The organism is Marinobacter sp. C7, from assembly GCF_022343555.1.
Taxonomy (GTDB): Bacteria; Pseudomonadota; Gammaproteobacteria; order Pseudomonadales; family Oleiphilaceae; genus Marinobacter.
Genome location: NZ_JAKQZH010000091.1, coordinates 1 through 525, shown reverse-complemented (window position 1 = coordinate 525; position 525 = coordinate 1). Strand labels below are relative to the sequence as shown.

The 525-nt window shown below is 56.0% G+C and carries 1 protein-coding gene; it reads left to right on the top strand.

Annotation, left to right across the window (positions count from 1 at the left end; all coding sequences use genetic code 11):
* Positions 1 to 525: thiamine pyrophosphate-binding protein (locus MD273_RS19360; protein WP_502846090.1), on the top strand; the 525-nt coding region annotated here is incomplete at both ends.

The window sequence follows — 525 nt, the reverse complement described above, 5'->3', positions numbered from 1 at the left end:
CGTGGCATCAAGGACACCTCTGACCAGCACGTCTGGGCCTTCCTTGGCGACGGCGAAATGGACGAGCCAGAATCACGTGGTCTCATCCAGCAGGCTGCACTGAACAACCTGGACAACCTGACCTTCGTGGTTAACTGCAACCTGCAGCGTCTCGACGGACCTGTCCGCGGTAACACCAAGATCATCCAGGAACTCGAGTCCTTCTTCCGTGGCGCAGGCTGGTCTGTGATCAAGGTTGTTTGGGGTCGCGAGTGGGATGAACTTCTGGAGAAGGACCAGGATGGTGCACTTGTTGAGATCATGAACAACACCTCCGATGGTGACTACCAGACCTTCAAGGCTAACGACGGCGCATATGTTCGTGAGCACTTCTTCGGACGTGACCCACGCACCGCAAAGCTCGTTGAGAACATGACCGACGAAGAAATCTGGAAGCTTCCACGTGGCGGCCACGATTACCGCAAGGTTTACGCAGCCTACAAGCGAGCTCTTGAGACCAAGGATCGCCCAACCGTCATCCTTGCT